This window comes from Myroides oncorhynchi (assembly GCF_020905415.1).
Taxonomy (GTDB): domain Bacteria; phylum Bacteroidota; class Bacteroidia; order Flavobacteriales; family Flavobacteriaceae; genus Flavobacterium; species Flavobacterium oncorhynchi_A.
Genome location: NZ_JAJJMP010000001.1, coordinates 3,627,448 through 3,650,858, shown reverse-complemented (window position 1 = coordinate 3,650,858; position 23,411 = coordinate 3,627,448). Strand labels below are relative to the sequence as shown.

Here is a 23,411-nt window from a genome sequence, read left to right as displayed (position 1 = left end):
TTAATTATTGTTCAATACCAGTAGAAAAAAAATATCTTTGCTTTATGCAAAGACTTAATTTCCCTCCGTTTGATTTTCGTTTCAAAAATAGTGAAAATAAGCTATCTATTTTTGATGTTATACGTAAAAAGTTTATTCAATTAACTCCTGAAGAATGGGTAAGACAACATGTGGTACTTGATCTAATACAGACTAAGGGGTACCCTCTATCGCTAATTAGTGTAGAGAAAGTAGTGAGAATTAACGGAATGACTAAGAGATATGACGTGGTGGTGTTTAAACCTAATGGCGAAATATTCATCCTTATTGAGTGTAAAGCACCCGAAATACCAATCACACAAACAACATTTGACCAAATCGCTCGTTATAATTTTCAACTGAGATCTACGTATCTCTATGTAACCAATGGGTTAAATCACTATTATTGTCAAATGGATTATGATCAGAGTAAATATATATTCTTAAGAGAACTTCCAAAATATGAGGCTTTTAAGTGATGGTATGAGGATGTGATGGACAACCACCCAGCCCTATCGGGCACCCCTCCAAAGGATGGGAATAGTAGTGAAAGAGTATTTCTCTTTAAGAGGACAATTAGTAAGGACGAATTGCAATTCGCCCCAACAAGAATAAAAAATAGAAAAAAATGACTAAGAAATTTGCCGTAGCTATTTTAAACTGGAATGGGGAGCAGTTATTAAGACAATTTCTTCCTTCAGTATTACAGTACTCAGATAAAGCAAATATATATGTTATAGACAATGCTTCTACTGACCAATCTATAGAGGTACTATACAATGAATTTCCTGAGATTAAAATTATCCAAAACAATGATAATTATGGATTTGCAAAAGGATATAACGAAGGATTAAAAGATATTAAAGAGCCCTATTTGGTATTGTTAAATTCTGATATAGAGGTAACAGAAAATTGGCTTGATTCTGTAGAGGATATTTTTGACACTCAGCCAAAAGTAGCAATTATACAACCCAAAATATTAGACTACAAACAAAAGACACATTTTGAATACGCTGGTGCAGCAGGTGGGTTTATAGATTCTTATGGATTTCCATTCTGTAGGGGACGTATCTTTGATACTATTGAAGAAGATTTAGGTCAATATGATGATATCATTGATATCTTTTGGGCTTCTGGTGCTTGCTTTTTTATCCGCAATGAAGTGTATCAAATTTTAGGAGGTCTTGACGAAGATTACTTTGCTCATCAAGAAGAGATAGATTTATGTTGGAGAGCGCATAATAATGGTTATAAGATAAAATATACTGGTTTTTCTAAAGTATATCACGTAGGTGGAGCGACTTTACAGTACCAAAGTCCTAAGAAAACATATCTAAACTTTCGCAACTCTTTATTGACGCTGTATAAGAACTTGCCAAAGGAGTCTAAATTCTCTACTATCTTCATCAGACTGTGTCTAGATGGTGTAGCAGGAGTGCGGTATATGCTAATGTTACAGCCAAAACACTGCTTTGCGATTATACGTTCACACTTTGCTTTTTATAAGAGAATTTCTAAGTTCAAAAGAAAAGTATCAATTACGCCAGTAAGTAATTATTATCGCACTAAATCTATAGTGAAATTATATTATATTCAGAAACAAAAGACATATATTAGAGTATTCTAATCTTAATAGTTCGCTAATTATTTCTTATATTGCGTACTAATTGATATATTTGACAAAACAATTCAATCATTTTTAATTATGAAAAAAGTAGTTTTAGGATTATCTGTATTAGCTCTAACTCTTGGATCTTGTGGAACAAAACAGAAGATAGCGGACTTAGAGACTAAAAATAAAGAGACTCAAGACTTATTAAACACTTGTACAATAAAATTGAACTCTGCTTTAGCTGAGAGAAATGCTTTCTCTAGTGAAATAGAGCACTTAAAAAAGAACAACTCTGATTTACTTAGTAATATGGGTAATATGACTATGTTATCTTCTAAAGGAGCTGAGAACTTAGAGAAAACTTTGGAGAGTATGAAAGAGAAAGATCTTAAGATCACTCGTCTTCAAGATGCTATTACTAAAAAAGACTCTGTTACTTTAGCTTTAGTAAGAAGTGTGAAGAAAGAAGTTGGTTTTGATGATCCAGATATCCAAGTTAACGTAGAAAAAGGAGTAGTTTATATCTCTATTGCTGATAAATTATTATTTAAAACAGCTGGATATGAAGTAAGCCCTGATGCAAAACGTGTATTGGCTAAAGTAGCTGCTATCGCTAAGAGCAAACCAGACTTTGAAGTTATGGTAGAAGGTCACACTGATAATGTGTCTATTAAGAACGCTATGATGAGAGATAACTGGGATTTAAGTGTTAAACGTGCAGTATCTATTGTACAGGTTTTACAAAATGATTTCCAATTGAACCCTGGACAATTAGTAGCTTCTGGACGTGGTGAATATGTACCTTTAGTAGAGAACGATACTCCAGAGAACAAAGCAAGAAACAGAAGAACAAGAATCTTGTTACTTCCTAAAATCGATCAATTCTATGATATGATCGAGAAAGAAATGAAAAGCATGACTAAGCAATAGTCATTAATTAATATTTTTAGAAGAGGCTGTCTTTCATTAGATAGCCTCTTTTTTTTTGTAAGAGTGAGAAGGATTTTCGAGATGTGGTGTATCCCTAAAAAGTGCTTAGAATAAGATGGTTTTAGGAGAGGATAGGCTAATAATTCTATCTGTTAGTGGGATAGTAATGGTTTTATAGTATTTTATCGTGTAAGTGTGAAACTAAACAAAAAAAGCATCCCTAGGGGATGCTTTTTATATAAAGGGTATCATTAAAATGCTTTCTTAATTCTATCTAGGTCGCGTTTGTTATCGCGGTCTTTGATCGTATCTCTTTTGTCATAATCCTTTTTACCACGACATAGAGCAATGTCTAGTTTAGCTCTACCTTTATCATTTAAGAATAATCTAAGAGGAATAATGGTTAAACCTTTATTCTGTACACTCTTAAGTAGAGATTTTAATTCTTTCTTGTTTAAAAGAAGTTTTCGCTCTGTTTTCGCTTTGTGATTAAAGTGTTTACTATGCGCATATTCTTCTATTTGACTATTGATAACAAATAATTCGTGACCTTGAAATTCACAAAAGCTTTCAGCGATATTAGCTTTACCTAAACGTATAGACTTTATCTCAGTTCCTGTCAATACAATACCAGCAGTATATCTGTCTAGTATTTCATATTCGAACTTAGCCCTCTTGTTTACTATGTTTATTGTCTTTTGCATTCGACAAAAATAACAAATTTTAAAGTGTATCTAACATTATTAGATAAAAAAAGAGTTGCACTTGCGTACAACTCTCAAATTATATCTAACCTACTATAGGAAGAAGTACCCTACAGATACCATCCAAGTGTTCGGTTTAGTACCTAACTCTTTATTTGTTTTGCTAAAAGCGCCATCATAAGAAACGTCAACAGTGAATTTAAGAATATCTACACCAGCACCTAAGCGGTATCCAATATTATTCTTATCAAAGTTTTCAAATGTCACAGCGTCATTTATTCTTTTACCTGTGAATTTGTCATCGAAAGTATTTGTATAAACTGCACCAGCAAAACCTCTAAGGCTAAACATAGGAAGTTTTACAAATTTATGACCAATTACTACAGGTATTTCGATTTGTTTCATTTTTGCATCAATTGTACCTTGTTCTCCTTCGAATTTAGAGTTTTTTTCAGAGAAGAAAAGCTCTGCTTGAAGGTATGTTTTTTTGATGTCTAATCTAGCCATTGCACCGATACCATATCCAGTAGCAGTCTTACTACTATAGTCCTTTATATCTGAAGAGATATTAGTGAAGTTAGCACCGGCCTTGATACCCACGTGAAATGGTGAAGGAGACTGTGCATAAGTAGAAACTCCTACAAACATAAGAGCAAAAGAAGCAAGTAATTTTACTATGTGTTTCATTTTAGTAATATTTTTATTATTGTTTAGACAAAGTTAAATAAATTCTTAAGTTAGACTTCTTTTTCAAGCTACTTATTGACAGATTTATATTATTTATAGACAAACAGCTGTTTTTTTATGATAAACTGACTTGACTCTGTTTTTATATTAAAACGTTTATTCGTTTTATCTAGTATATTGTTGATAGTATTGTGTAGCTTATTAAGATGTTAGAGTGGTTAAGATGCACTTTTGTCTGGAAAATAATAACCTTACTATAGCACTTTATTTAGATTGATTCTTATATTTTTTTGTAATAGTAACTAATTGGTTTTTAGTATTTAATCATAGTATGTCTTAAAGTGATTTCAAATTATAGTCATCTGAAAACTTGTTTCTACCATCTAGAATGCTACATTTGGTTTCTATAATAAGCCATATATTATGAGTATTACATATCAAAACGCAACGATAATAGATAGTCAATTACTAACCGATACAGCTTTAATCTCTAAAAAATATTGGGGATACAGTGAGGAGTATCTCTTAAAGTGGACGGATGACTTAACCATCACAGCTATCAACTTTAGAAATGGGGAATTAGTAAAGTGCTTTTTAGACAATGAGTATATTGGATTCTTTGAACTTCGAGATAAAAGGGCTTATGTGCGTTTAGAACACTTCTGGCTCTTACCTGAATATATTAATAAGGGATATGGGAGTATTATCATTTCTGCTATAAAAGTGAAGGCCAAAGAGAAAGGATACAAATATATAGAGGTATATGCTGAGCCTAATGCTAATTTGTTCTACGAGAAGATGGGTGGGGAGCTTATCAAGCAAATTTTGACAAATGTGCCTGGACGTATGATGAATATATATCATCTAACTGTAGTAGAACAGAATTGGAAAAATCTAGATACAGCAGGTCTTGTGATTGTAGATAAGGGTAAACTGCTACTGGCTTATAGTAATAATAAGAAGGCGTGGTATCTACCTGGTGGTAAGATAGATAAGGGGGAGGATAGTCAGGCAGCGTTGATTAGAGAGGTAGAAGAAGAGCTGAGCGTATCATTAGACCCTAATCGACTAGCTTATTTATGTCATATCACTGCGCCTGCATATGGGGAGAAGCTCAATATCATGATGCAACAGGACTGCTATATCTATCAGCTAAACGGTGAGGCAATTAAAGCTACTAGTGAGATAGGTGATGTGAGGTACTTTAGCCTAGAGGAGTATAGAAAAGAAGAGATACAGGTGCCTGGTGTACTAATGATGTATGAGGTGATTAGTAAAGGGTAAAATGGATGTCTTTGTTCTGTTTATATTTGGGGTGTATACATCTTGAAGAGAAGATTAGTAAACAGTATAGTTAGAGAAGTGATAGAATAAACTTAATAGGGCTACGCAAGGTCTCCTGACTTTGCGTAGCGTAGTAACCGTGTATAAATAAATCTCCTCTACTTTTTTTGACCTATATCAATACTTTCTATTTAGAACAGTTCTTATCTTTGCACTATGAATTTAATAAAGATACTTAGACAGATTAAGCCTTTTGTGATGCCTTATAAGAAGCTGATAGTAGGGACGCTAGTTCTAACCGCAATAGGTTCTTTTGCAGTACAGGTAAATGCCTTAATTATTCGCCATATGGTCGATACCCTAAATGATGTAGTCAGTGGGGTAAAGGATTTGGCATGGGGGTATAAGATGCTACTATTTAGTAGTGTGGTACTGATCGTAAAGGAGATAGTGAATGCCTTTATACAGTTTGGACAGAAGTTCTTTGGGGAGAAATTGCGTATCTATGTCTCTAGAGATATATCACAGTTAATCGTAACTAGGATGTTGACTTATCGTATGGCGTTTTATACCTCTGACGAGAATGACAGTGGGAAGTTACAGACTCGCGTAGATCAAGGAGTAGGAAGTATTACAAGGTTGATACAAAACTTCTTTATTGATATTTTGCCTTTGTTTGCTAATGCTATTGTAGCACTTATTTTTATCTATACAGCTAATATCTATGTAGGAATGGTAAGTACTGCGATGATCCCTTTGTACTTCTACGTGAGTCAACTTCAAGCAACCAAATTAAAAGGGTTTAGAAGAAAGATGCGCAGCTATAGAGAGAATAAGAACAATGGTATTATCTCTTTGATCAACTCAATAACAGTGATTAAGTCTTTCGTTAGAGAACCTTTAGAGGCTGAGAAGCACGAGGAGATACAATATGACATGACAGAGAATCAATTACAGACTAGACGTACTAGCTTCTTGTTTGATGCTATTAAAGGTTTTATCGAACAGTTTGGTCTAGTTGTGATTATTCTAATGACAGCTTACTTTGTCTTAAAAGGAGAGATGACCGTAGGAGCCATTATGTTTCATGTTTTACTTTTTAATAACGTTACAGCGCCTATTAGACAGCTTCACCGCATTTATGACGATGTGAATGATGCGATGATCTACTCAGAGAGTTTCTTCGAAATTATAGAAGCAGAGCACGAAGTAGAAATTACGGGAACGTACATACCTACAGAGATAAAAGGAAAGATAGAGATTAAGAACGTCTCGTTTGATTATCCTAATGGTACCAATGCTTTAAAAGATATATCTATGGTGATAGAACCTAATAAGACTACTGCTTTAGTAGGCCTTAGTGGAGCAGGTAAAAGTACAGTGATTAATCTATTAGACAAGTTTTACGCTCCGACTTCAGGACAGATATTCTTAGATGGAGTGGACTTGATAGAATACGATACGAAGGAACTTCGTAAACACATTGGTCTTGTACTTCAGAAGAACCATATCTTCCAAGGGAGTATCGCTGAGAATATTCGTTATGGTAATCCTAATGCGACTATGGAAGAAGTGGAGTTAGCTGCTAACAAGGCGTATATACACGAGCAGATTACAGATCTGCCACAAGGGTATGAATCTGATGCACGCCTATTATCAGGTGGACAACAACAGCGTATCGCTATTGCTCGTCTATTCTTAAAAGACCCTGCTATTATTTTCTTAGATGAACCAACAGCAAGTCTTGATGCGATTGCCACAGAGCAAATCAAGAAAAGCCTTGATGCTATTAAAGAGAATAGAACAGTCATTATCGTTTCGCATAGTATTTCTCAGATTATTGATGCAAATGATATTGTGGTGATGGAGAAAGGGAAAGTAGTGGAAAATGGTAAGCACGAACAACTTTATGAGAATAAGAGTACATATTATGAGATATTCTCTGCTATGGCTAATAGCTTAAACTTAGAGAAGATCTCTCAGACTTTACACCAAGAGTAAAGTAAACATATATATTAGGTTGTGTAATAGAGCCACTGCGTATGCGGTGGCTTTATTTTTTTGACTTATATCAATGTTTTTGAGATTTAAAAGAGGGTACTTTGTTGTATTAGAAAAAAGGAAAGGACTAATTCCTTTTAACTAATCGGTTAATTGTTATAAAATAAAACACAACTCATTGTATCAAGATTTACCCAACACTAGACTTGTTATGTGATTTAGACTCTCACAAATATTAGTTGTGAAATAAAGCCATTGCATTTGCAGTGGCTTTATTTATTTAATCACCTAAGAAAATATGATATTTAGGTAAAGGTTTTATCTTTGATAAGATAAAGATAATAACGATGCACTATCAAGAAATAATTCCAATAAAACCATTACAAGGGTATGTCCGATATTTTTGGGTACTGGAAGATATGTCTGATAATGTAGAGACTAAGGACTTTAAGATTATACCTGATGGGATACCTGCTTTGATCTTTCAGGATAAACCGAACCAATTCTTTGATGGGAATAATCAAGCTATGCCACAACTGTATATCTATGGGCAGTTTAACACCTATACAAACCAAACAATAAATAGCAATTTTCGCATTATAGGTGCGTACTTAGAACCCACAGCTTTGAAGACCTTGTTTGGTATAGATGCCTTTCTGTTTAATAATCTGAATATCCCTTTAGAGGATATCGTGACAGAGCCTACCTTTGAACGATTAGTCAATGCTATATCTGTAGAAGAGAAGATAGGAATTATAACTCGGTTCTTATTAAACCTAGTACAAGAGGTAAAACACAAGGCTGAGAAAGCCAACTACGCCACTTCGCTGTTACAGCGTGGTCAAACACTTAAAGAGGTGCAGCTAGAGATGAATCTATCAGAGCGCACACTAGAGCGCTTAATCAAGCAGTATGTAGGGATGGCTCCTAAGGTGTACTCTCGTATTGTTCGCTTTCAGTCAAATCTAGACTTACTTCGTCAAGCTGATTTTAAAAGCCTAACTGAGCTGACTTATCAAAGTGATTACTTTGATCAATCTCATTTTATAAGAGAGTTTAAAGAATTTACAGGGACAAGTCCTAGAAGCTTTTTGTTTAATACAGAGGAGCAGTTGCCTAATTTTCCTAAGATAAACCCATAATCAGCGTTAGCCAAATACTACAAAGTCATTCTACTTAATAGTTCTTTCATTAGCTCCTCAACCATACTATAGTATGCTTTTGTCACTAATTTAGATCTATTTTGTATAATTCCTTTTCGTTTATATATCTAACACTTATTCTGGATTAAAGAAGTAATTCAGAACTGTCGGTTTTGTACAATTTTACGCTTAATGTTATAAGTAGTTTTGCCATAGTAATTAATAAAATACAATTAGTATGAAAAGTGGACAGCGAGTAACAAGGCTAAACCCAACTATATTATCAGGTCCTGTAGGGAAATACTCACATATAACGATAGTACCTAAAGAGGCTACCATTTATACATTCTCAGGGCAAATAGGTACTGATATCAACGGAAAAATTCCAACAGTTTTTAACGAGCAGGTGACCAATACGTTTGCCAATATCACAGCATTATTAGAAAGTCAAGGCTTATGTGATGAGGATATTATAAAAGTGAATGTATGGGCAACCAAAGAGGTTGATTGGGATTATTTTTACAAGGTGTGGGATACCATCTTTAATTTGAGTGATCCATCAATGACTATCGGATATATCACAGCACTGGGACTTCCTGGGATAGATATAGAGATCGAAGTATGGGCTGCCAAATAACGAATGTTTAAAGAAATAAGGTTGTCCTCTTAAGACAACCTTGTTTTTTTAGTACTAATTACTTTTTTGACTTAAGTCAATGTTTTTGGGTGTAGGGAAGTAGAACTTTGTCCTATCAAAAAATGTAAAAAAGATGAATAGTAAGTATTATAAGTATGTAAATACTTTGTTTGTAGTCATTCCGATGACTCTGATTATGGCAATAGTAGGATTAGTTAGAAACTATGGTTTCGGTGAAGGATGGTTCTTTTTGTTTCTAAAAGCTTGGAGTGTGATGTTGCCAGTAGCGTATGCCTCAGCATTTCTAATTATTCCAAGAGCGCGCAAATATGCAGAGCGATTAATTAAATAAGAAAAAATATATAATGAGTACACTAGAAAATGTCTTAAACCAATTTGGTTGGGATAGTCAAGAAAGAGTAAACCAAGCCCTTAGTTTTATTAAAAGCGGTAAAGGAGTTTTATTATTAGATGATCAAGACAGAGAGAATGAAGGAGATATTATCTTCTCAGCACACCTAATGTCAGAACAAGATATGGCGATGATGATTCGCTACTGTAGTGGGGTGATTTGCTTGTGTTTAACTAATGATAAAGCAGACGAATTAGAATTGCCGTATATGGTGACAGAGAATAGTTCGCGCTTTCAAACGCCATTTACAGTAACTATTGAGGCAGCTGAGGGAGTGACTACAGGATTATCTGCGGCAGATAGATTAACTACTGTGCGTGCAGCAAGTGATAAGAATGCAAAATCTGCTGATCTAGCTCGTCCTGGACATATATTTCCACTTAGAGCAAAGAATGGTGGCGTGTTAGAACGCAATGGACACACAGAAGGAGCGATAGACTTAATGAAGTTAGCGGGTCTTCCGCCTCAGGCAGTATTATGTGAGCTGATGAATGACGATGGTACGATGGCTAGACTACCTGAAGTAGTAGTATTCGCTAAAGAACATAAAATGACGGTATTAAGTATAGCAGATTTAGTATATTACCGTACTTTTGTAACAGAGAAATAAAGAAATATAAATGAAGCAACTGATTGAATATATACAAGATAGAGTGAAAGCGAGTGACGAGGAGCTAGATACGATCCTTTCTTTTTTTCGCTATGAGAAATTGCAAAAGGGTGAGCAACTTACTTCTTCTGGGGTTAACTCACAGAAGCTTTATTTCGTGTGTAAAGGGTGTTTGCGTATATTTTATATTAATGAGGCAGGGCAGGATGCTACGAGATTCTTTGCTTTTGAAAATCAATTTGCGACTGCCTTGGTTAGTTTTATCAATAGTTCGGCTTCGTCTGAGTATCTACAAGCCTTAGAAGTAAGTGAGGTTTATTCTATTACACACGCTGATTTTTACAATCTATTAGAACTCGTTCCTAGGTGGGAGAAGTTCTATAGACAGTATTTAGAATTCGCTTACATCAATAATACAAATAGATTACAAGCAATGGTGACGATGGATGCAGCAGAACGATATAACGAACTACTCAAGCTTAATCCCCAAATAGTACAGCGATTACCTAACAAGATAGTTGCTTCATACCTTAATATCTCTCAGGAAACCCTGAGTAGAATAAAGTCTAAATAAGTCGGATTATTTATTTTACCCCTCTTGACAGTGTGTGCTGTTAGGAGGGTTTTTTTAGTATTTTATATTTTGGCAATTGGTTTCCCTTTTAAACTTTCCCTTACAAGTTTTGAAAGAAATATTGTAAAGGGTTCTATATTACCTCCCACACTTGCACTTTCTAGGGCTGCCATGTAAGCATCACGTTCTTCTAGAGGAATAATAGTCCAAGGAAATCCTCCAGAGGCTAGCATCAAATTCATTAAGAATCTTGCCATCCTACCATTTCCATCCATATAGGGATGTATATATACAAATATGAAATGCCCAAGGACTGCGCGTACAGCAGCGTTAGTTTCGTTTTCAAGTAATTCAAAAAGTGTAGGCATTACATCTCTCACAGCATCTCTGTTTAGAGGCACATGCAGAGAATTAGAAATATAGACTTGATTGGTTCTGTTAAGTCACGTAGTATTTGAAGGGAAGTTGCCAATTTTTATCTTGAATTATTTCGTATAGGATATTTTTACCTCACTATCTTTCACAATAAAATTTCTTAACGATGTTGTATGTAAATTAGCCTATGGTGCAAATATAATGAATTAATCAATGGTTTTAATCAATTAATACAATATAACATTTTCATAAATAGTATATTATGTTTTAAATCGTTAGTTGTACTGTCTTTTACTGAAGAGTCTTTAACAGTGTGTGTTGTTGATGTGTTTGTTTTTTGTGCGGAATAGGATATTAACATTTAATTTTTTTGAGTTATCTGTTTAGTTTCCGCTAATCATATTTAAAGTAGTTGGTTTCGCTTTAACCATCTTTACAATTGTGTTATGAAAAATAGTTTCCTTAAATAAGGATCTATTTAATCTATATACGAACTCATTAAAGTAAGCTTGGATGTATTTCTTATTGATATGTGAAGGTACAGTCCTAATCCAGGATTTAAGTTGGTGAATTATCACGTGTAATTCTTTAAAATTAGCACCTTTATCACTTTCTTTTTGAGTGATGTTATACTTTTTTTTCAAGGGATTGTATCCCCTCCATTTATCTGTAACTACATTAGCATCTTCTGAAATGTGTTGTTCGAATATAGTAGTTAATGACTTAGCAGAGTAATCGTCAATACACTTAACATAGGCTCTTTTTACTTTTCTTTCAGTATTTAACTCTACAGCTATCACTGCTTTAGCTTTTTTGGTGTCGTAACTTCTTCCTGGTTTTCCTTGTTCGTATCCCCCTACAACAAACTCATCAACATGGACTGTCTCAGTCATAGGAGATTGCTCGCTACTTTGCATAGCTAAACGAACTTTATGCATAAAGCCCCACGCTGTTGGCTGGCTTATACCATAGCGTTTACCCATTTGAATACTAGATATGCTTTTGGTAGAAGTTGTCATTTCAAACACAATCATAAATGCTTTATGTAAACCAAATTTGACTTTGTGAAATAAGGTATTAGCTGTTGAGCTTTCAACATGCTCACAGTTATAGCAATAGTATGAATGATTAGATTTTAAGCAACCTTTTTTGTGTCCACATTTTACACAAGTAAAACCGTTTGACCACTTTATTTTACTTAGATAAGCTTTACAAGATTCGTCATCTGGTAGTTCTTTTACTAAGTTAAGAATGTTTTGACCCTTAAAAATTTCCATACTGTTGATTTTAAGATACTAATGTACGGAAGTTAATTTAATAACTCAATAATTCTTTATACAGTTGCATCATCTCTAGAGGTAGAGAGAAGTCTTTTTTGGTAATTAGCTCTATAGTATTCTCTGTATTGATCTCTTGGATAAACAGTGGGTCAAAGTCAATGTTGATGTGTATAGAGTTTTTAGACATCATATTGATCTGATGAGGTTCATCTCTGTGATAGAATGTAGAGCTTAATAAACCACGCTCGTACTTATCAGATTTCTGCTCTTCACATCCGCCTTTAAGGACAAAGCTCAGATGCGCATTAGGATGACTGTGTCTAGTATTATCAAATGACTCAGGGGTATAACAGGTTACGGAAGTAGTGAATAGTGTATTCTCTACCTCCGTTATCTTATTACCTGAATATTGACCTTTAGCTAGTTCTTTCAACACAATGAAATTAAACCCATATTACGCATTAGCCAAATACTGCAAAGCAATTCTACTTCATAGTTCTTTTATTAGCTCTAAAATCATACTATAGTATGCTTGTGTCGCTAATTCAGACCTACCTTGTATAATTACTTTTCGTTTATATGTCTATCGTGTATTTTGGGTTAAAAGACAAAATTACAATATCTAGTTTAGAAAGAGTGTTTTAAATAAGCGCTTTTTGAGAAAGTATTTAATGAAAGGTAGCAAGTAAATTAGGGGTGTATCAAAAAGATTTGATTTTAAATGCATATATTTGCAAAGTATTGAATATCAATATTTATTAGGCCAATCTTCTAGGTCGCTTTTTCAAATAATCAAGCAGGTATACGGTATTAGGATAAAATAGGGGTTTTTATGCACACACGATGCTGTCAATATACTTTCATTGAGTTATCTGTTTAGTTTCCGCTAATCATATTTAAAGTAGTTGGTTTCGCTTTAACCATCTTTACAATTGTGTTATGAAAAATAGTTTCCTTAAATAAGGATCTATTTAATCTATATACGAACTCATTAAAGTAAGCTTGGATGTATTTCTTATTGATATGTGAAGGTACAGTTCTAATCCAGGATTTAAGTTGGTGAATTATCACGTGTAATTCTTTAAAATTAGCACCTTTATCACTTTCTTTTTGAGTGATGTTATACTTTTTTTTCAAGGGATTGTATCCCCTCCATTTATCTGTAACTACATTAGCATCTTCTGAAATGTGTTGTTCGAATATAGTAGTTAATGACTTAGCAGAGTAATCGTCAATACACTTAACATAGGCTCTTTTTACTTTTCTTTCAGTATTTAACTCTACAGCTATCACTGCTTTAGCTTTTTTGGTGTCGTAACTTCTTCCTGGTTTTCCTTGTTCGTATCCCCCTACAACAAACTCATCAACATGGACTGTCTCAGTCATAGGAGATTGCTCGCTACTTTGCATAGCTAAACGAACTTTATGCATAAAGCCCCACGCTGTTGGCTGGCTTATACCATAGCGTTTACCCATTTGAATACTAGATATGCTTTTGGTAGAAGTTGTCATTTCAAACACAATCATAAATGCTTTATGTAAACCAAATTTGACTTTGTGAAATAAGGTATTAGCTGTTGAGCTTTCAACATGCTCACAGTTATAGCAATAGTATGAATGATTAGATTTTAAGCAACCTTTTTTGTGTCCACATTTTACACAAGTAAAACCGTTTGACCACTTTATTTTACTTAGATAAGCTTTACAAGATTCGTCATCTGGTAGTTCTTTTACTAAGTTAAGAATGTTTTGACCCTTAAAAATTTCCATACTGTTGATTTTAAGATACTAATGTACGGAAGTTAATTTAATAACTCAATACTTTCATATAACGGCACATAGGTACTTCATAGATAGGAAGTGGTAATACGGTAGTTTTGTCTTGAGATAGATGATGAAAACTATAATCCTTAGATGAGTTAAGATTATTTATAAATGAAGAATAAATAATGAGTATAGAACTGATAATTTACGAAATTAAATTGAGCGTACATGAAAGGGGACTGAATTGATTTTTATGTTTTAAAAGTCAAGATAACTATGGCTAAATAGTTTAGTAAAATTATTTAAGTTAAATAAGAAGCAGTACCTTAGTGCTAATGCAATACTATTTAAGATATACATTATGAAAGTAGACTTAAACGAACAATTCTTTTGGGAATTAATAGAACGAGCGAATATTAGTGATATGCCCGAGTCTTATGAGTTAGACGAACATATTGATGAGTTGACAGCCTTGTTATCAGAGTTAGATTCAGGTGAGATGATTTTGTTTGAGATGACACTCAGAAAGAAGATTAATCAGCTTAATACGGTAGAGATAGCAGAGCTAAGTATGATCTTAGAGAACAGTTTTGAAGAGAATGAAGGAGTCTTTGACTTTGATGATTATATGTCTACTGATGGATTTATATATTTTAGATGTTGGCTGATCTTGAGAGGAAAGGAGTTCTTCTATGAGATTATAGAGGATATTAATGCCTTTATTAATGGGAAGTATGAGTTTGATATATCAGATATGTGGGCAGAGGGATTGTTATATGTAACAGACTTGGCTTTTGATGCTAAGTATGGGCAGGAAGACTCTAGTTTCGTGACTGATGCAGTGGATGATTTATATGTTGAAGTTGTTCATTATGACTTGATAGAGACTGATTGGACGAGAGAACCTTATACAGGTACAGAATTACAGTTACACTATCCTAAGTTAGTTATGGAGATAGGGGAGTTAAGAAATGAGGAGGAAGAGGAGTAATGGATATTTTTTAAATTTAAATAGAGTATAAACTTTAAATTTCTATTCTTAAGTATATTTTTGCTATAAATAAGAAGTGTTATGAGAGCTATAAGAAATCAAATAGAATACAATGCTTTATGTGAGCGTATAGAAGTACTATTAGAAGTAGTGGGTAATGACACTCCTACTATGGAGAGAGACTTTATAGAGTTAGACATAATCTCAGACTTGGTAGTGGATTATGAGCAAATGATTGATCTTATCGAACCACTATGTTAGTGGAGTTTATTGGATCCTTAAGTTAAGAAATTAGAAATTGACCCAGCAATTGTTTTAGGGGTTTAGTATATAGAATATGAGTTACACCAAGCTTACTAAAGAGATAGAGAAATACTATAAACTGCACGGTATGCAGTATTACCATAATGCCTTAGAGACTTCTGCAGAAGAACAAGCAAAGAGTCTTATAAAGCACGATGAGATACGTGATATTATCATCGCACAGTGGAAGGAAGATAAGCGCTATAAGGAGCTTATTTCGTGTGCACACGGTGGTTGGTATAACTATGACGTCTTTAATGAACCGCTAGCTTTATACTTCGTGGCGCAACGTGAGATCTTAGCTCTTCAAGTACTATGTGAGCGTGGTATCCGCTTTAAGATAGAAGATACGTTGAGTACACTAGATAGGGCAGTACAGGAGTTTCCGAATATTACCAAAGAGGAGATGGTCAAGTTTAACCTTGACTTATACTTACAGAGTGAGTCTTATCACCCTGTAGGAGAGGTGGTGAAGTACAGAGGGAAGGCACTTACGCTTATCAATCACTTGATCCGATATATAGAAAGTACTGATGAGGTGGAGTACTTAGCACAACTACAAGTACTTTTCGATAAGGTCTACCAACTAGAGGTAAAGAAGTCTGACTTTAAATATTTTAAACACAAGCTTTAGAGTTGTGTTATAGCCAATGCTTATTAGGATCATAATGTGTAGAGAGAACAGCGTAAATAGTAATACCTTAAATCTGTAACTACCATTTACTGCGAAAGAATTCTACTTTACATAGCTTCAATTAGCTCTGAAACTATACTAATGTATGTTTTAATCGTTAATCTTACTCTGTTTTGTATAATTCATTCTCGTTTAAACGTTATCTGCAGATTTAAGGTAATAGTTCTCTCTTGTTCTTCAATTCTAAAATGAATCATATATTTAAATCTTTTTAGCGGAAAACAATGTACATCTTTATATCTTAACTGTGTGTAAGGTGAGTTTTCTAAATATGATAATGCAGAACGATATTCCTTAATGAATTCCTTACCTAAGTTAGTTCGTTTATTATTCAGATAGTACTTCGCATCTTGTAAATCGAACAGAACCTTAGGGTCTACTTTAATTTTGTATGTAGATTTATTCATCCTCTAACTCAGCTAACATTTCGAAGGCATCTACGAATTCTGTTGAGTCCTCTATACGGTCTAGTACGATGCTTTGTTGCCATTGAGGAATGTTAGAAGATTCTTCTTCTTTTTCTTCTAGTGTTAGGTAGTCAATAAACAAGTCAACTTCTCTAAGTAAGTTCTCAGGTAAATTCTCAAGTTTATAGTTAACTTTTTTAGCCTTTCTGATTTGTTATTATTGTTGATTTTGTCAGTTTTTTATTAGTTAACTTGTTGTTAATTAATAGTGTATTGCAAAATCACACTTTTTTGTTATTGTTGTATATCTGAATTCAAATTACACAGAATAAAAATACCCCTTGCTAGTATTTACTAACAAAGGGTATGATGTATTATCTAAGTTCAATGTCAAACTGTGTGGCTAGTACAGTTCTAATACGGTTTTGTTTTTCATTAATCTCCTCGTTGTATAAGGTTCTATCATTAGATCGATAAGAAACTCTATAAGCAAGAGAAGCCTTACCGTCTTTAGAGAACTTGTCTAGTAGACTTATATTCTCTATGATATCTTCTGCTTCTTCTCTTATGATTTCACACAGGTTATTATATTGATCCCAGTTGCCTTCTCTGTTCTCTTTATAGTCTGTCACCCAAAATGAGATGTCTTTGTGAACAGGAGGATACTTAGAATATTCTTTAAACTGTGTCAGCCCACTCTTAAACTGTGATAAGAAGCGCTCATCTTCTGACCAGATATATCTTATATCAGGAATGTTGCAGTAAGACAATAATAACCTATCTAAGCCTAACCCGAATGCCCATCCGGTAGCGTCTATATCACAATTGTCTAGTATCTGTGTGTGTATCACACCAGCGCCTAATACTTCCATCCAATCCCCATTTTGCCAAACTTCTAACTGTATAGATGGACTCGTGAAAGGAAAGTGATCATCTAAGAATCGGTATTCTTTACCAGGATATAAGTGTTGTATTAATCCTTCTAATGTATTCTTAAGATCTTGGAGTGCATCACTACCTTTAGGGAGTAACTTAACTCCTTCTATTTGGTGAAATACAGGATAGTGTGTTCTATCTATAGTATCTTTTCGATATACATCCCCTGTGACAATAAACTTGTCATACCCCTGTTTTAATAAGCTATTTTGATGTGCAGAAGTTTGAGTACGAAGTACGTGTTCAGCATCCATATAGTAGGTGTCATTCATAGAACGAGCAGGATGGTCTAAGGGCACTAATAAATCATCAAAATTCTCTTTTAGCGTGACTACTTCACTGATATTATCTACTAAAGTGAAGCCTTCGAAGTAAAGTTGTATCTTTTCTTTTAACTGACAGATAGGATGTAGTTTGTTATTGTGTAATTTTAGATTGCGTTTATCTAAAATAGATTGTGGTATAAGATTCATAATTGATAACCTTGTTTTGACTATCTAGTATTTGTACTAAATAGTTATTGTGATTTTATATTTTCTGATGCTTGTTTGACTGTCTGTACGCAACAGACATAATAAATTATAATGACCCTTGAGGGTCAAAATAAAAGTAGAAAATCACTAATAAAACTTGGCTAAGTGGAAGACACATATTGTTTTAATTACAAAGCTCAAAGATAGAAATACAACAATAGATAGTTATAAGAATAAACATCAATGAACATAATTATAAGATGAATGACACGATAATCATACTGAATAAACTTAATTCCTTTGTAACATATATTCACCATATGTCTCTAAACCATATAACCACCCAATAATAGGAGTAATGAGTAAGCATAAAGCAATTTTCGAGTCACTGTATAGTCAGTATTGGAAGAGTATTTATCGGTTGGCTTTAGGGTATGTCAATGATGCAGATTGGGCAAAGGATATCGCACAAGAAACCTTTGTCAATGTGTGGAACCAACTCCCTAAGTTTAGACAGGAGGCAGGCTATGGTACGTGGATATACCGCATCACGGTTAATATCTGTCTGCGGCAACTACAGCGGAGTAAGAAAGTAGTGCCTAATGAGGCAAAGGTATTGCTAAGCACGTATACTGCTGATGAGGTGTATCAAGAGGTGGATACACAGCGACTCTATCAGGCTATAAGTGAACTAGCAGAACTGAATAGAATCATCATCTCACTAACTTTAGAGGGAGTGGAGCAGAAGGAGATAGCGGAGATAATAGGTTTATCACACGCTAATGTACGGACTCGTGTACATCGTATCAAAGAAGAACTATATCAAAAACTCAAGTAATTATGGAAAGCAAGCAAGTGAATTTAGAACAGCTTTGGGCTACTCCGAGAGTAGAACAAGGTAATATCGTTGAAGTGTTTAAATCTATAGATACCTATCGTTTAAAGAAAGTAAAGATGAATTGGGCTCTAGCTATAATAGGAGTATCTTCTCTAGGATGGATTATTGGAGTTAATGTATCATTAAGAGGAACTGTGTTCTATGACTCTATTTGGGTAATACTAGGGAGTGTAATTTGTGTTTTAGCAATCACAATGTTTATGATTAGTTATTATCGCTTAAATGGCTTAATACCGGGATCTATATTAACACAGACAACAAGTGATTATATTGTGTTGTTAACTAAAGAAAAAAGACAACAGTTGCAATTATCTAAAGTGTGGATGAATGTATATATCTTATTGTTTCTAGTGGGGATAGGGGTGTATAGTTATCCTTTTATAGCGCTTATAGGAGATGCTATAGCATCTATAGGAGATACTGTGGTGCTTATATATTACGGTATCTTACTAGTATGGGGAGGTATTAACCTGTATTGGAACAAGAAAAAGAACACAAAGAAGATAGCAGAATTAGAACAGATGATAAACAAGTTAGAAACGATACAATAGTAAAAAGCCACCTTAGATGAGGTGGCTTTGTGTGTTATATCGTTTTCAGGTGCAAAAAAAATTAGAATCTATAACGTACAGCTATACCTAAGTCAGCATAGACACCATTGCGGTAGCTATCGTTTAAGTAAACTTCCGGACGTAAATCAACTGCTACTTGGATAGGCACTTCCTTAAAGTTGTACTCTATACCTACAGTTCCTGTAATAAGCCCAAAAGCTCCACTGTCAGAATGTTTGCTGTGTTTGTGATCATAGTAACTTGAGTTCCAAGTTCCCACTGCAGCACCAACTCCTGCGTACCAATCAAATCCTCCTTCAATGTTCCATACCCACTCATAAAGACCTGTAACTTTCACAGCGTCATAGTGGTCGTTGTTTCTCCAACCTAAGTCTAGCTCTAGACGGTTGTTCTTAGACAAATCTCTTTGGTAAGAAATCTCAGTCCCCAATCCATTGTTTCCCCCGAAACGCAATCCTAATGCGTTCTTAGGTCCTTTTTGTGCCTGAGCAGTAAACGCTACTGCTGCTACTAGTGCAACTGAAAGCAATAATCTCTTCATCGTAATATTTATTTTTTGCGTTTCAAAAGTAGTGCAAATAGTAAGGATATTCAAATCTTAGGTAACTAAGATAATTGCTTATACTTGTTGTATATACTAGTATATGATAGGTATTACGTTATATTGTGAAAATTAATATGCTAAATTGTGTTATGATATAGTGACAACGTATAGCAAAGTAGATTATTGGTTACAGAATGCTAAAAATATTATCTATTTAGATATATATAATTAATGAGCATATTCTTCTTCTATAAACCAATATTTTGAGTTATATTACATTCTTTCTTATTCCTTTATCTTTAATATTGAGGATATAAGATTTAATAGCTAAAAATCAATTGATTATGACAATACAAGAATTAAAAAATAGCCTTACTTTGCCTATCGTAGTTTCTCCGATGTTTATTATCTCAGGAACGAAGTTAGTCATAGAATGTTGTAAGAACGGTATAGTAGGTACATTCCCTGCATTAAATGGAAGAAGTTCAGAGGTATTTGAACAAATGTTAATTGAAGTAACGACTGAGTTAGCTGCTTTTGAGAAAGAGACAGGGATTAAGCCAGCTCCTTTTGGAGTGAACTTGATTGTAAACAAAACCAATCCACGTGTGATGCCTGACTTGCAGTTATGTGTGAAGTATAAAGTGCCTTTAGTGATTACTTCTTTGGGAGCAGTGAAGGATCTAGTAGATGCAGTACACAGTTATGGAGGATTAGTATTCCATGATATAGTGAAGAAAAGACACGCGGAGAAAGCTGCTGAGGCAGGAGTAGATGGTCTGATCTGTGTAGCAGCAGGAGCAGGAGGACACGCAGGTACAGCAAATCCTTTTGCACTAATATCTGAGATCAAGAGTTTCTTTAAAGGAGCAGTATTATTAGCAGGAAGCTTAGATACAGGTGGTGATGTATTAGCTGCCAACACCATAGGGGCAGACTTCGCTTATATGGGAACTCGTTTTATCGCAACAGACGAATGTCTTGCTGTAGAGGAGTATAAGCAGATGGTGGTCAACTCAGGTATAGATGACATCATCTACACAGATGGAGTATCAGGGGTAAATGCTAACTTCCTTAAGCCAAGTATAGAGCAGGCAGGGGTAGATCTTTCTCATAAGAAAGAAGAAGACTTCTCTCAGATGAGCGCTGACAATCATAAAGCTTGGAAAGATATTTGGTCTGCAGGGCACGGTACCGCAGGTATTGATAACGTATTAAGTGTGAAAGATTTGGTCAATCAATTAAAAGCAGAGTATAAGGCTGCACTAAATAAGAATGAAGAGATTAAGAGTAATCTGAAGTTCTAAGATAAATCATAAATAGCAATGGCTCCTATTACAGGAGCCATTATCTTTTAAAGTATAATGCGTGTTAATACTTAAAGGTCAGTGAGAAAGTGTAATACCTACCATTACCTCTAGCATACTCAGCATCACGAGCCACTAACATAGAAGAACTAGTATAGTACGTCTTGTTAAACAAGTTCTCTACACCTAATGATAGTTGAATATTCTTGTTATACTGATAGGATGTTTGGAAGTTAAAAAGGTCGATAGGTGATACCTTCCCTTCTCCTTCGTTATACACTAGTACCCCCGTCTTATTAGGCTGTGGGTCAAAACGATCTCTTTTAGAAGTATGTGTATAATATAGATTTACCCATAAGTGTTCTATCGGTGTGATAGTGGTAAATAGGCTTAACTTAGGAGCAGCGATACTTAATCCACTCATGTAGGTGTCATAAGTAGAGCTATCGTCTGACTTCATCTTCCCTTCATAACTAGAGAAACTACCTCCTACAGTAGCCCAATCTACTGGCTTACCATCAAAGGCTAGTTCGATACCATTTATGCGTTGCGGACTTCTTACTACTTTCCAGAATCCTCCTTCACCTGCCTGTAGGTCACTACCTAACTTAGCTACTGACCAGAAATAGGCAGCTCTGATGTTCCAGTTGTTACCTAATTTACTTGTAAACCCGACTTCATAGTTATTGGTTACTACAGGATCAGTTTCTATCTTAGAGACTACATCACTTTTCGCATCTCTTAAGATACGGCCTAAGTCATAGATAGAAAGCCCTTGTGAGAAAGAGACATAAGGAGTAAACTCATTTACCACACTATAAGATAAAGCAGCATTAAACGATACCTTGTTATAATCTAAGTTACCACCATTTATAGCTAACCATTCTTGATTCTTCTTAATAGGGATAGTTTTATAATCTGGTACTTTTACGCTTATATTGTCATAGCGTAGACCTGCCTTTAGAGTAAGGTTGTTATAGAATACTGTACGTGTTTGTAAGTATACAGCACTGTTATAGGCTTTTAATTCAGGTACCCATAATCTCCCATCTACTAGAGGTTGACTCGTCTTATCATATAAAAAATCACCTCCAACAATATAGTTCATGTGGATATTCTCTGTGAAATCTAGTTTAGAGAGTAAGCTTAATCGAGCTCCTAGTTTCTCAGCTTTTATTGTAGCTTGACCTCCTGTTTCTTCCCAACGAGGTGATTTAGGATTATGTGCTCTATAGTCAAATAGGGTATAGATTTTCTGACCGAATACAGACGCTTCTAAATCCGTATTAGTGAATATCTCTTTACTTGTAAATTTAAGATATGCATTGTGATTATATTTAGTACCTTCATTCTGTGCAGCAGGATCTTTCTTACCGATAACTCCTATCTGTGGAGACTCTAAGTATTTACCCCTAGAAGCTATTAAATCAGTATCTTGAAGTGCACTGTAGAAGTTATACATGGCTTCTATGCGGTTATTGGCGTTAAAGTCATATCCTATCTTAGCTAGTAAATTCTGCGTAGTTACTTCTCCTAATCCATAGCGTGGAGAGATAAACTCACCTTCACTATCTACGGCGCGCCCTGCTTTAACTAATCCTCCGTTTAATAGGTAATCAAAATTTTTATACTTACCACTAAACTGTTGATTTACTTTATATCCTTGTGTACCTTGACCTTTCGAGATATTAGCATCTGTATAGCCTATAGATGTACTACCGCTAAACACTCTGTCTTGTGTACTTTTTTTCGTGATAAAGTTAACAATACCTCCAGCACCACCGCTTCCGTATAAAGAAGAAGCTCCTTCTATCACTTCTATACGCTCTATAGCATAAGGGCTGATTGTGCGTAGGTCTCTATCAGTATTGCGAAGAGGAGTACTCTGTGGCACACCATCTATTAATACGAGTATTTGTCTTCCTCGTAGGGTTTGACTTCTGTTACTTGTAGTATTAGAGCTTAAGCCGATACTTGGCACTGCTAATCCTAAGATGACAGACATATCAGGATTAAGTTGAGCATAGGTTTCTATTTCTTTTTGAGAAATGACCATTACAGAGCTTGAAGAGTTCTTTTTGACTTCTGGTAGTCGGGTAGTGGATAGTACTATTTCTGATAGTTGAATATCTTCTTGTTGTGTGTTTTCTTGAGAGAATACACAATATGGAAGAGAAATTAGTGCTAATAGTGTGTATTTGGTTATATTCATACAGCTATTTTTTAATTCTGTTATTTATAGTGTAAAGTTAATTG

At 34.6% G+C, this 23,411-nt stretch carries 27 protein-coding genes; 16 read left to right on the top strand and 11 right to left on the bottom strand.

Features of this window, described 5'->3' with window-relative positions; all coding sequences use genetic code 11:
* The first annotated feature begins 44 nt into the window (after positions 1 to 44).
* The 3 genes from LNQ81_RS15880 to LNQ81_RS15870 all read left to right on the top strand — a co-directional run bounded on the left by LNQ81_RS15880 (position 45) and on the right by LNQ81_RS15870 (position 2,560).
* Complete coding sequence (locus LNQ81_RS15880) at positions 45 to 497, top strand: type I restriction enzyme HsdR N-terminal domain-containing protein (RefSeq protein WP_229948427.1); 453 nt, start codon at positions 45 to 47, stop codon at positions 495 to 497.
* Positions 498 to 646: 149 nt separating this feature from the next.
* Positions 647 to 1,645 (top strand): glycosyltransferase family 2 protein, encoded by a 999-nt coding sequence (locus LNQ81_RS15875; protein WP_229948426.1) that lies wholly within the window; start codon positions 647 to 649, stop codon positions 1,643 to 1,645.
* 78 nt (positions 1,646 to 1,723) lie between these two features.
* Entirely contained in the window at positions 1,724 to 2,560 is an 837-nt protein-coding gene (locus LNQ81_RS15870) for an OmpA/MotB family protein (RefSeq protein WP_229948424.1), read from the top strand.
* 251 nt (positions 2,561 to 2,811) lie between these two features.
* Here LNQ81_RS15870 and smpB read toward each other — a convergent pair whose 3' ends face one another.
* Together smpB and LNQ81_RS15860 are read right to left on the bottom strand one after the other, a co-directional pair.
* Entirely contained in the window at positions 2,812 to 3,264 is a 453-nt protein-coding gene (gene smpB, locus LNQ81_RS15865; protein ID WP_229948423.1) for an SsrA-binding protein SmpB, read from the bottom strand.
* 93 nt (positions 3,265 to 3,357) lie between these two features.
* Positions 3,358 to 3,951 carry a porin family protein gene (locus LNQ81_RS15860; RefSeq protein ID WP_229948421.1) on the bottom strand — a complete coding sequence of 198 codons (594 nt, stop codon included), beginning with the start codon at positions 3,949 to 3,951 and terminating at the stop codon, positions 3,358 to 3,360.
* 423 nt (positions 3,952 to 4,374) lie between these two features.
* Here LNQ81_RS15860 and LNQ81_RS15855 point away from each other — a divergent pair, with 423 nt between their 5' ends.
* The 7 genes from LNQ81_RS15855 to LNQ81_RS15825 all read left to right on the top strand — a co-directional run bounded on the left by LNQ81_RS15855 (position 4,375) and on the right by LNQ81_RS15825 (position 10,611).
* Positions 4,375 to 5,235, top strand: a complete 861-nt coding sequence (locus LNQ81_RS15855; protein WP_229948419.1) for a GNAT family N-acetyltransferase — start codon at positions 4,375 to 4,377, stop codon at positions 5,233 to 5,235.
* Positions 5,236 to 5,451: 216 nt separating this feature from the next.
* Positions 5,452 to 7,236 (top strand): ABC transporter ATP-binding protein, encoded by a 1,785-nt coding sequence (locus LNQ81_RS15850; protein WP_229948418.1) that lies wholly within the window; start codon positions 5,452 to 5,454, stop codon positions 7,234 to 7,236.
* Positions 7,237 to 7,583: 347 nt separating this feature from the next.
* Complete coding sequence (locus LNQ81_RS15845; RefSeq protein ID WP_229948416.1) at positions 7,584 to 8,378, top strand: helix-turn-helix domain-containing protein; 795 nt, start codon at positions 7,584 to 7,586, stop codon at positions 8,376 to 8,378.
* A 238-nt stretch (positions 8,379 to 8,616) separates the two neighbouring features.
* Entirely contained in the window at positions 8,617 to 9,015 is a 399-nt protein-coding gene (locus LNQ81_RS15840) for a RidA family protein (RefSeq protein WP_229948414.1), read from the top strand.
* Positions 9,016 to 9,148: 133 nt separating this feature from the next.
* Positions 9,149 to 9,367 carry a DUF2798 domain-containing protein gene (locus LNQ81_RS15835; RefSeq protein WP_121964632.1) on the top strand — a complete coding sequence of 73 codons (219 nt, stop codon included), beginning with the start codon at positions 9,149 to 9,151 and terminating at the stop codon, positions 9,365 to 9,367.
* A 13-nt stretch (positions 9,368 to 9,380) separates the two neighbouring features.
* Positions 9,381 to 10,037 carry a 3,4-dihydroxy-2-butanone-4-phosphate synthase gene (ribB, locus tag LNQ81_RS15830; protein ID WP_229948412.1) on the top strand — a complete coding sequence of 219 codons (657 nt, stop codon included), beginning with the start codon at positions 9,381 to 9,383 and terminating at the stop codon, positions 10,035 to 10,037.
* Positions 10,038 to 10,047: 10 nt separating this feature from the next.
* Positions 10,048 to 10,611 carry a Crp/Fnr family transcriptional regulator gene (locus LNQ81_RS15825; RefSeq protein ID WP_229948410.1) on the top strand — a complete coding sequence of 188 codons (564 nt, stop codon included), beginning with the start codon at positions 10,048 to 10,050 and terminating at the stop codon, positions 10,609 to 10,611.
* A 62-nt stretch (positions 10,612 to 10,673) separates the two neighbouring features.
* On the opposite strand, the gene LNQ81_RS15820 is transcribed toward LNQ81_RS15825, so the two are convergent.
* The 4 genes from LNQ81_RS15820 to LNQ81_RS15805 form a co-directional block, all read right to left on the bottom strand.
* The gene (locus LNQ81_RS15820) at positions 10,674 to 11,012 is read right to left on the bottom strand and encodes a Fic family protein (RefSeq protein WP_229948409.1); all 339 of its coding nucleotides are present in this window, start codon (positions 11,010 to 11,012) and stop codon (positions 10,674 to 10,676) included.
* Positions 11,013 to 11,369: 357 nt separating this feature from the next.
* Positions 11,370 to 12,263: an IS1595 family transposase gene (locus LNQ81_RS15815; RefSeq protein ID WP_229945071.1), complete on the bottom strand. Its 894-nt coding sequence runs from the start codon at positions 12,261 to 12,263 to the stop codon at positions 11,370 to 11,372.
* Positions 12,264 to 12,300: 37 nt separating this feature from the next.
* Positions 12,301 to 12,699, bottom strand: coding sequence for a hypothetical protein (locus LNQ81_RS15810; protein WP_229948405.1), 399 nt, complete (start codon positions 12,697 to 12,699; stop codon positions 12,301 to 12,303).
* Between the two features lie 443 nt (positions 12,700 to 13,142).
* On the bottom strand, positions 13,143 to 14,036 hold the full coding sequence (locus tag LNQ81_RS15805; RefSeq protein ID WP_229945071.1) for an IS1595 family transposase: 894 nt from the start codon (positions 14,034 to 14,036) through the stop codon (positions 13,143 to 13,145).
* A gap of 355 nt (positions 14,037 to 14,391) precedes the next feature.
* On the opposite strand from LNQ81_RS15805, the gene LNQ81_RS15800 reads away from it, so the two are divergent.
* The 3 genes from LNQ81_RS15800 to LNQ81_RS15790 all read left to right on the top strand — a co-directional run bounded on the left by LNQ81_RS15800 (position 14,392) and on the right by LNQ81_RS15790 (position 15,958).
* Positions 14,392 to 15,021 carry a DUF4240 domain-containing protein gene (locus LNQ81_RS15800; protein WP_229948403.1) on the top strand — a complete coding sequence of 210 codons (630 nt, stop codon included), beginning with the start codon at positions 14,392 to 14,394 and terminating at the stop codon, positions 15,019 to 15,021.
* Positions 15,022 to 15,102: 81 nt separating this feature from the next.
* Complete coding sequence (locus LNQ81_RS15795) at positions 15,103 to 15,282, top strand: XRE family transcriptional regulator (protein WP_229948402.1); 180 nt, start codon at positions 15,103 to 15,105, stop codon at positions 15,280 to 15,282.
* Between the two features lie 76 nt (positions 15,283 to 15,358).
* A complete protein-coding gene (locus tag LNQ81_RS15790) occupies positions 15,359 to 15,958 on the top strand; it encodes a hypothetical protein (RefSeq protein WP_229948400.1) in 600 nt (199 codons plus the stop codon).
* A gap of 182 nt (positions 15,959 to 16,140) precedes the next feature.
* Here LNQ81_RS15790 and LNQ81_RS15785 read toward each other — a convergent pair whose 3' ends face one another.
* The 3 genes from LNQ81_RS15785 to srmL form a co-directional block, all read right to left on the bottom strand.
* Positions 16,141 to 16,425, bottom strand: a complete 285-nt coding sequence (locus LNQ81_RS15785; RefSeq protein WP_229948398.1) for a hypothetical protein — start codon at positions 16,423 to 16,425, stop codon at positions 16,141 to 16,143.
* Positions 16,418 to 16,567, bottom strand: a complete 150-nt coding sequence (locus LNQ81_RS15780; protein ID WP_229948396.1) for a hypothetical protein — start codon at positions 16,565 to 16,567, stop codon at positions 16,418 to 16,420. The genes LNQ81_RS15785 and LNQ81_RS15780 overlap by 8 nt, the downstream gene beginning before the upstream one ends.
* A gap of 232 nt (positions 16,568 to 16,799) precedes the next feature.
* Entirely contained in the window at positions 16,800 to 17,834 is a 1,035-nt protein-coding gene (gene srmL, locus LNQ81_RS15775) for a PheS-related mystery ligase SrmL (protein WP_229948395.1), read from the bottom strand.
* Between the two features lie 358 nt (positions 17,835 to 18,192).
* Between srmL and LNQ81_RS15770 the strand changes: the two genes are divergently transcribed.
* The gene (locus tag LNQ81_RS15770; RefSeq protein ID WP_229948393.1) at positions 18,193 to 18,672 is read left to right on the top strand and encodes an RNA polymerase sigma factor; all 480 of its coding nucleotides are present in this window, start codon (positions 18,193 to 18,195) and stop codon (positions 18,670 to 18,672) included.
* A gap of 2 nt (positions 18,673 to 18,674) precedes the next feature.
* The gene (locus tag LNQ81_RS15765; protein ID WP_229948392.1) at positions 18,675 to 19,283 is read left to right on the top strand and encodes a hypothetical protein; all 609 of its coding nucleotides are present in this window, start codon (positions 18,675 to 18,677) and stop codon (positions 19,281 to 19,283) included.
* Positions 19,284 to 19,344: 61 nt separating this feature from the next.
* Here the strand turns inward: LNQ81_RS15765 and LNQ81_RS15760 are convergent, their stop codons facing one another.
* Entirely contained in the window at positions 19,345 to 19,845 is a 501-nt protein-coding gene (locus LNQ81_RS15760; RefSeq protein ID WP_229948390.1) for a porin family protein, read from the bottom strand.
* Between the two features lie 347 nt (positions 19,846 to 20,192).
* Between LNQ81_RS15760 and LNQ81_RS15755 the strand changes: the two genes are divergently transcribed.
* A complete protein-coding gene (locus LNQ81_RS15755; protein ID WP_229948389.1) occupies positions 20,193 to 21,155 on the top strand; it encodes an NAD(P)H-dependent flavin oxidoreductase in 963 nt (320 codons plus the stop codon).
* Positions 21,156 to 21,219: 64 nt separating this feature from the next.
* On the opposite strand, the gene LNQ81_RS15750 is transcribed toward LNQ81_RS15755, so the two are convergent.
* Complete coding sequence (locus LNQ81_RS15750; protein WP_229948388.1) at positions 21,220 to 23,367, bottom strand: TonB-dependent receptor; 2,148 nt, start codon at positions 23,365 to 23,367, stop codon at positions 21,220 to 21,222.
* Positions 23,368 to 23,411: the final 44 nt, after the last annotated feature.